Origin of the sequence: Methanosarcina sp. DH2 (assembly GCF_020804225.1) — an archaeon.
Lineage (GTDB): Archaea > Halobacteriota > Methanosarcinia > Methanosarcinales > Methanosarcinaceae > Methanosarcina.
Window position 1 is genome coordinate 1 of sequence record NZ_WJBI01000030.1, and the last position, 8,321, is coordinate 8,321.

Annotated in this window: 4 protein-coding genes and 1 rRNA gene; 4 read left to right on the plus strand and 1 reads right to left on the minus strand. The window is 40.0% G+C overall.

Going from position 1 to position 8,321, the window contains the following annotated elements; genetic code table 11:
• Window positions 1-44 precede the first annotated feature (44 nt).
• Both rrf and FXV91_RS19495 read left to right on the plus strand, forming a co-directional pair.
• Window positions 45-166 (plus strand): 5S ribosomal RNA (rrf, locus tag FXV91_RS19490).
• 828 nt (window positions 167-994) lie between these two features.
• Window positions 995-2,515: a NosD domain-containing protein gene (locus FXV91_RS19495; protein ID WP_229392456.1), complete on the plus strand. Its 1,521-nt coding sequence runs from the start codon at window positions 995-997 to the stop codon at window positions 2,513-2,515.
• Between the two features lie 232 nt (window positions 2,516-2,747).
• Here FXV91_RS19495 and cbiZ read toward each other — a convergent pair whose 3' ends face one another.
• Window positions 2,748-3,350 carry an adenosylcobinamide amidohydrolase gene (gene cbiZ / locus FXV91_RS19500; protein ID WP_229392457.1) on the minus strand — a complete coding sequence of 201 codons (603 nt, stop codon included), beginning with the start codon at window positions 3,348-3,350 and terminating at the stop codon, window positions 2,748-2,750.
• Between the two features lie 346 nt (window positions 3,351-3,696).
• Between cbiZ and FXV91_RS19505 the strand changes: the two genes are divergently transcribed.
• A complete protein-coding gene (locus tag FXV91_RS19505; protein WP_229392458.1) occupies window positions 3,697-7,896 on the plus strand; it encodes a PAS domain-containing protein in 4,200 nt (1,399 codons plus the stop codon).
• A gap of 237 nt (window positions 7,897-8,133) precedes the next feature.
• Window positions 8,134-8,321 (plus strand): DUF4277 domain-containing protein (locus FXV91_RS19510; RefSeq protein ID WP_229392459.1); only part of this gene is annotated, 188 nt, incomplete at its 3' end.

An 8,321-nucleotide genomic window follows, 5' to 3' on the forward strand; every position in this document is an offset into this window, starting at 1 on the left:
CCTATACACGACTTCATCTTTCCATATMCCATTTATAGGTAGAGTCTGGCGGCCATAGCGGCAGGGAAACTCCTGTACCCATCCCGAACACAGAAGATAAGCCTGTCCACGTTCCTTACTGTACTGAAGTGTGCGAGCCTTCGGGAACTCTGGATCGCTGCCAAACTCACCCTATACTACTTTCAATTCTAATTTTTCTAAAAAATCTAAAATCTATCTTTGATACTGTTTTTTTTAAATCGTTTTTCTGATATTTGTTTTTAGAATTCTCTAATTTTGTTTTCCAGACCATATTTTTGTCTGATTTCTCTTTTCTTTTGTCTGCTTGAGCGAAGCTTAGTATCAGTATCTATAAATTAGTCCTCTTGAGCGAAGCGAAAAGGATCGCGTACTCCCGAGGCGCAATTCGGGTGTGCGAGCCTTCGGGAACTCTGGATCGCTGCCAAACTCACCCTATACTACTTTCAAACCTATTCTAAAACTGTTTTCTAATATTGTTTTTTACTTACTTTGATATTGTTTTTTGATCCTACTGATATTTTTAATCTATTTTTGTGTCTTTTCAGAACCTTTTCTTTACTAAACTTTGAAGCTTCAGACTTTTGAGCTGTGTTTATCTATAAATCAGGTCCGTGTCTTAAAGTCCTTATATTTCTCTATTGCTTTCAGATAATTCTCTGCTTCTTCAGAAGATAATTCCTGTATTTTGCATTCCATTTTAATGTGGCAATTCTCAGCAGGCCATAAGCCATGTAAAATGGGATGATTCTGGTTATTTTACGGAATTTTTTTGAGAACTAAAAAGAAGATGGATAACTTAAGTTCCTGCAGGCATGAAGATCTGTAAACTAAAGCCTCAGAGTTTAGGTTTATTTTTCAGAAAATATGTTTCAAAATCGTTTTATTATCTCGAATTATTATTCTCACTAATTATATAAATGCAAGATTTCTTTTTTTCAGACTTAATATAATTAATTAAGGGGAATGCTGGCTCATGAAAGGAAAATCCATCCTAAATATTTGTATTCTCTTATCCTACGTGCTTGTGGCAACAGTAGCCCAGGCAGATGCTACAATTATTAATGTAGATATTAATGGGGAGGGGAACTATAGTTCGATTCAAGAAGCTATCGACAATGCACAAAATGGGGATACAATCCTTGTAAGCCAGGGAGTATATCAGGAAAATATAGAAGTGAATAAAGAACTCAGAATTCTTTCACATTCCACTCTCTCAGGCGACCAGACTAAAACCTATATTATAAGCGTGATTCCGAAAGCTAATGTTTTTGGTATCTATTCAAGCAATGTGACAATAGACGGTTTTTATATCTCAGGAGACCCTTATGAAACTGATTGGTATGAATCAGGGATTTACCTTGAAGGTGTGAAGAACTGCTCATTAAGTAACAACATGCTGATACAGAATGATCTGGGTATTTCTCTCAATGGTTCGCAAGGCAACTACATTGTCAGCAATCTAGTAAGCCTTGGGAATTACGGTATCTCTCTTGTTGATTCTGAAGGAAATGTACTGTCCAATAATCTTGTGGTGACAAATAATCAGGGAATTTCGCTGAATAATTCGGCTAATAATATCCTTATGAACAACACTGCAGGCTCAAACGCAATAGGGGTTTTCCTGGAAGCATCTCAGAGGAATACTCTTGCCTATAACCTCATTTCTAAAAACGAATACGGAATTCTTGGCCAAGAGGCAGAGTCCAATACTTTAGTCAATAACAACCTGTATATGAATGACATTGGAATTTACTTTAACAAATCATCTGGCAATACAGTTTACCAGAATGATTTCATTAATTTCATTAACGCCATTGACGAAGGAAATAATCTTTGGAACAGCAGCTCAGCAGGTAATTTCTGGCATAATTATGCTGTACAGGATGCTGACAGAAATGGCATAGGAGATGCTCCGTACGTTATCAATCAGACAACCGAAAGCATAGATTATATGCCTGCGGTAAACGAAACTTATCCCGGCATAGATGGTTCTGAAAACATAATCAACGACAGCAGTACTATAATAGTTTTGTTAAATAAAAAATACTCTATGAACCAGCAGAACACTCAGGAAGAAACCGCTGTCGTCGAAGCAACCGAGCTTGGGCAGGTAAACACATCCCTTCAGGAAGGTCCGGTTTTTTTGAGACTCGGGGCTGAGTGGTGCTCAAAATGCCAGTCTATGAAACCGATCATAAAAGAACTGGCAGCAGAATATGAAGGAAAAGCTACTATCATGTCCTTAGATCTGGACCAGAATCCTGAACTTGAAACCTATTTCGGAGTAGAATATATTCCTGATTCCTTCGTAATCGTAGGTATTGAAGACGGAGAATACGTTTACATGCAAGGGGACGGGAACGTTAGCAAGGACAGATATCAGGCCAGAATCGTCGGACTAAAGAATAAGCGAGCATTTGAAAAACTTCTGGATCTTTCTCTTCTCAATGAAATGGGGACGAATCCAGATAAGGGACCTTACTTGCAGACTTAATTTCAAAACCACTACATGCTGAGGATTTAAATCTCCGGTAAAACCCGAGTCCCGGGTGAGAAACATAATATAAAAATCATAATATGAAAATCAAAAATGTAAAAACAATCCGAAAAGAAAGAGAAAGAGGAAAGAAGTAAAAAGTAAAGTAAGGTAGAAGGCTATCTTACACGTCTTTTTTTGTTTTGACTCATAAAAATGATAGTCTTTATGTACAGCTAATTACTTCACCTTATTCTCCTCTCAGCTCAAGCCCAACCTTAACTCCTCTAATTACAGCTTCAGTGATCTTTTTCCCGAACTCAGTACTCGAGCCTGCATAGGGGATTTCCCGTTTTTCCTCACTCCCTGAACCCGGACCTGAGTCCGTTTCATAGGCAACCATCACAGCATCCGTATTCGTGCCAAGGAAAGTATATCCTTTCTCAAGAAGAGCAAGCCCTTTAGCTTCGGTGGCTGTGATGATCGCGCCGAAGAGAGCTGTTTCAGATAGTTTTGCCTTTGATATTAGAATTATGTTTATAGTTCCTACCTTTACCCTGAACTCTGAGCCGTTGCTTACGCCAGCGGTTATAAAGGCTGTTAGATAGTCGTCTTCAATAATCTGAAGGTATTCCATATTTACGGCGGTCAGGAGACCGAAATAAGCTTTTTCAATGCTTAGTCTCAAGGCTTCTTCCCTTATGAATTCCTGAGAGCTTGGGGGGTTGAAAGTTCTTGGCACCTGTTTGTTAAAAAGGTACTTTACCCGCGCGCGGCCGCCGTTTAAACCTGTGCTCACGGCTTCGAAATAGCCTTCAATAATAAGGGTGCTGTCCTTTATGTGGTATTGCATGTAAGAGCTCCGTTTTAAAGAAGATGTATTTCAGTATAAATGAAGAGTTTGTGAGATAACGCTTTCTGAACGAGAACAACTTTATTTGCTTTAATGAATGGCTCTTAAAGAAACTGCTCTTACCAGATCCTTTTCTTTAAGATCAATTACAAGTTGCTCAAGAAGCTTAAATTCTTATGAGATTATATTTTGCTTAAACTAGTTAGAATTTTTATACAAAATACTCAAATATATTAGTAGAAGAGACCCGATAGATTTGATATACAGGAATGAGCGAGAAATATCATGTCATGTACCCGGATCAATACATTTTTCGGATTTATTTTTAAAAGTCGGAGAAGTATAGATGAAAAATGATATTAGAGATTCTGGCATCGGTATTGTTGGAAATGTGCCTTCTGGAACTCACTTCTGTCAATTGCACCAGACAAAAGAAGATCTGATAGAGATACTCATTCCTTTTTTAAGAGCAGGATTGGAAAATAACGAACTTTGTATCTGGATAACATCACAGCTCTTTGAAGTAGAAAATGCAAAAAAACTCTTGAGAAAGAATATTTCTAATTTTGACGATTATTTAAATAGAGGGCAAATAGAAATTATTCCCTCAAATTTGTACACAACAGAAGGTATTTTTGATTCAAAAAGAGCAATTAATGACTTGATTAATAAAATCAACCATTCATTAACCAGTGATTATGATGGGCTAAGATTGATCGAGAATGTTTGCTGGATAGAAAATGAGGGTTATAATCATTCCATTGATTATGAGAAAAGCTTCGACTCCATCATGCGAAAATACCCTGTAGTAACTCTATGTACCTATTCTCTTGATGAGTGTAATGCTGCTGATATCATCGAGATCGCAGCAAATCATCAATTCACTTTAGTTAAAAGGAAAGGAAAATGGGAACGGATAGAAGGTTCAGAACGAAAGAACACCAGAGAGATAAAACACGCAGAAGAGCTGGAAAAACTTCTCCAGGAGTCCCAAGTTACAAAATCTCGCCTTGAGGCAATATTGGAATATCTTCCTGCTGGCGCGATAATAGCAAAAGCTCCTTCTGGCAAAATGATCATTGGAAACGAGCAAGTAAGAAAAATATTCCATGGAAATCTTCCTCTTTCTGTAAATGTAGAAGACTACGGTAAGTATATTGGCTTCCATCCGGATGGGCGACGGTACACCGAGGAAGAATGGCCTATGTCACGTGCTGTACAGAAAGGTGAGGAGGTTATTGGAGAAGAGATTGAGTTCCAGCTGGCTGATGGAACCCGCAGGATCATGAGTGTTAGTGCAGCTCCAATCCGAGACGAAGAAGGCCGGATTATCAGCGGTTTTGTGGTAGATGAAGATATCACGGAGTGTAAACAGGCTGAAAAGACATCACAGTTTCATCGCCAACTACTTGATACAGTCATCCAGAATATTCCGGTCGCCATCAATCTAATGAATGGAAATGACCTGCGAATTGAGATAGTGAACCCTGCTTATCAGACTATTGCCCCTGGAAAAGAGATGGTTGGTAAAACTCTGAATGAACTATGGCCGGAGACTAAAAAAGATTTTGTAGATTTGTGCCGCCAGGTTCTGGCTACTGGCGAGCCTTACCATGAAATAGACGAGCTGTATCTGATCTCCCGTTTCCCCGGCGCTCCTGTTGAGCCGGCATACTTCACCTGGTCATTATTCAGGGTTGATCTGCCCGAAGGAAAGGGCAAGGGGATACTTGATATATCCTGGGAAACGACTGAGCGCAAAAAGATGGAATCTAGGTTAAAAAGGAACGAGGAACGTCTTAACAGCCTGGTTAACAGTATTAAAGATGGCTTCTTAGAACTTGATAGGGAGTGGCGGTTTACATATATCAACAAGCGTGCAGCCAATAATGGAAATTTTGAGCCTGAAGACCTTGTAGGAGAAAAAATCTGGGAAAAATTCCCTTACATGGTCAAAAGTAAGTTTGAGGAAGTTTACAGGAAGGTCATGGATACTCGCATGCCAGCTCATTTCGAGGTCAAGGGTTTGATCCGCGATCAGTGGTATGAAGTAAGCGTTTATCCCTCCACGGCAGGAATTTCCGTTTTCTGGAGAGATATCACAGAGCGTAAGCAGGTTGAAGATGCATTACGTGAGGCATACGAAGAAATTCAGGCACAATCCGAGGAGTTACAGGCATCCAATGAAGAATTACAGGTTCAGGCTGAAGAGCTACAGGTTCAAACTGAGGAACTTCAGGAAGCTTATGAAGCATTGAGTGAAAGCGAAGAGCGCTTCCGTATGCTCTTTACAAACATGACCGAGGGTTTCTTACTTGCTGAGATTATCTGTGATAAAGATGGTAAGCCTTATGACTATCGTTTCCTTGAGGTGAATCCCGCCTATGAGCTCAATACGGGCATAAAGAGGGAAAAGGTATTAGGCCAGTCTATCTTGGAAGTTCTTCCCAAAGCGAGCCGCACTGCTATTGAAAAATTTGGCGAAGTAGCTCTCTCAGGTAAGTCGACGCATTTTGAGGTTTTTAGCCAGGCAGCAGACAAGTATTTTGAAGTTTATGCATTCAGCCCTGAGAAAGGAAAGTTCGCGGTGATTTTTAGAGATATTACCGAACGCAATAAAGCTGAAGAGGCTTTACGAGAGAGCCGGACAAAGCTGGAGGCTGCTTTTGCCAGCATGACCGATGCAATATTTATTTCCGATGCTCAGGGGAGGTTTATCGATTTTAACGATTCGTTCGCGACATTCCATAGGTTCAAGAACAGGGAGGAATGCTCCAGGACTTTCGCTGAATACCCGGATATCCTGGATGTATTTATGGCAGATGGGACACCGGCACCTCTTGACATGTGGGCAGTGCCTCGAGCCCTGCGGGGAGAGACGGTTACTGATGCCGAATATATCCTGCAACGTAAGGATACTGGAGAAACCTGGGTAGGGAGCTATAGCTTTGCTCCAATTCGTGACAGGGACGGCGTAATCGTCGGGTCAGTTGTAATAGGTCGCGATATTACCAGTCGCAAAGCCGTAGAAACAGAGCTATCACATCAAAGAGAAATGCTCCAGCAGATCTTCGACAATATTCCTGTCCTGCTAGTTACCTGGGATCCTCATCTGAAGCAGTTTACACTGAACAGCTATGCTGAACAGGTGCTCGGTTGGACTACCGCCGACGCCAACAATGGAGATTTCATGGCCAATGTGTATCCGGACCCAGCCTACCGTGCTGAGGTATCCTCATATATGCTGTCGCTAAAGACAGGCTGGAGAGAATGGATCGGCACGACAAAGGACGGGCAGCATTTGCCTGTCGAATGGGCCAATATCTTCCTGACTGACAATACAATGATCGGCATCGGTGTAGACCTCCGTGAGCGCAAAAAATCAGAAGCTAAGCTCAAAGAGACTCTTGACAATTTAGAAAATTTAGTTAAAGAGAGAACAGCAGAGCTTGAACAGGCTTATAATTCGTTGAAAGAGAGTGAAAAAGGTCTTGCTGAAGCCCAGAGAATGGCTCATATTGGAAACTGGGAATGGGATATTGTAACTGATAGAGTATACCTATCTGATGAGATCTATCGAATTTTAGGATTTGAGCCTCAGGAATTTGAGGCAACTTTTAAAACGCTTTTAAGCTTTGTACATCCAGATGATCGAGAATATGTAAGTAATGCTGTTAAAGGAACTTTAATCGGTAGCCCATATAATATTGATCTCAGAGTGATTTCAGCCGATAGAGAAGAACGCATAGTTCATTCACAGGGTGAAATTATCCTTGACGAAGAAAATAATCCTGTCCGAATGAGAGGAATAGTCCAAGATATTACCGAGCGCAGGCGAACTGAAGAAGCATTGGCAAAAATTGAGGAAGCTCGTATAAAAGAGATTCATCACAGGATTAAGAATAACCTGCAGGTAATCTCGTCCTTGCTTGATCTTCAAGCAGAAACCTTCTCACACCTGGAGATTTGTAAAGTTCCTGAGGTTATAAAGGCTTTTAAAGAAAGCCAGAGCCGTGTAGCTTCAATGGCTTTGATCCATGAAGAACTTTACAAAGGTAAAGGATTGGACAGTTTAGATTTTGCAGCCTATCTTCGAAAGTTGACTGCAGACATTTTCAATTCATATAATCTTGGAGGCAAAGATATCAACCTGAAACTTAATCTCGAACAGGTTGATCTTGGCATAGATACCGCAATTCCTCTTGGAATTATTGTAAATGAGCTGGTCTCAAACTCTTTTAAGCATGCTTTTCCTGCTGGGAGAAAAGGCGAAATTCAATTAAATCTTTGCAGGATCGAAACTTCTGCCACCAAAACTGAGATTTTCAGTTCAGATAAAGACTGTAATGGAAAAAATGAGTTCCGATATATGCTTAAAGTAACGGATAACGGAAAGGGGATCCCACAAGAGATGAATCTTGAAAACATGGATTCTCTGGGGCTTCAGCTAGTAAATATTCTTGTTGAACAGATAGATGGCTCTATAGGACTTAAAAGAGACAGGGGAACAGAATTCACTATCTGGTTTAATAATATAAAGATATGAACTAATTAGAGGATATGAACCAGCCTCCTTAAGGATGAAACCGTCATTCAGTTAACGTCGTCTCATATCTGCTTGTCCTCAAAAGGCTTTATATAACTTATAAATAAACATCTTATGAATCAGAAACTAGCTAATAAATTTATAAATCCGACTTTCCGCAGATGTCTGATAAATTTATTCCTTTTTCTCGCTAATATCTAAATATCAAAAATGTCGTATTCTGCTTTGGATTTCATTATGTTTGTTACAACACGTTCTCTTGATCATCATGGAATCGTTTCTGGCATTTATGATGAACTTGAAATTGGAAAAGTGATTGATGAAGTGCTGCCCAAGTTTGGGCAGCACAAGTTAGCTCATTCTATTGTAGTAAAAGCAATGATCCTCAACTGTCTTGGTTTCGTAGACAGTCGTCTTTACATGTA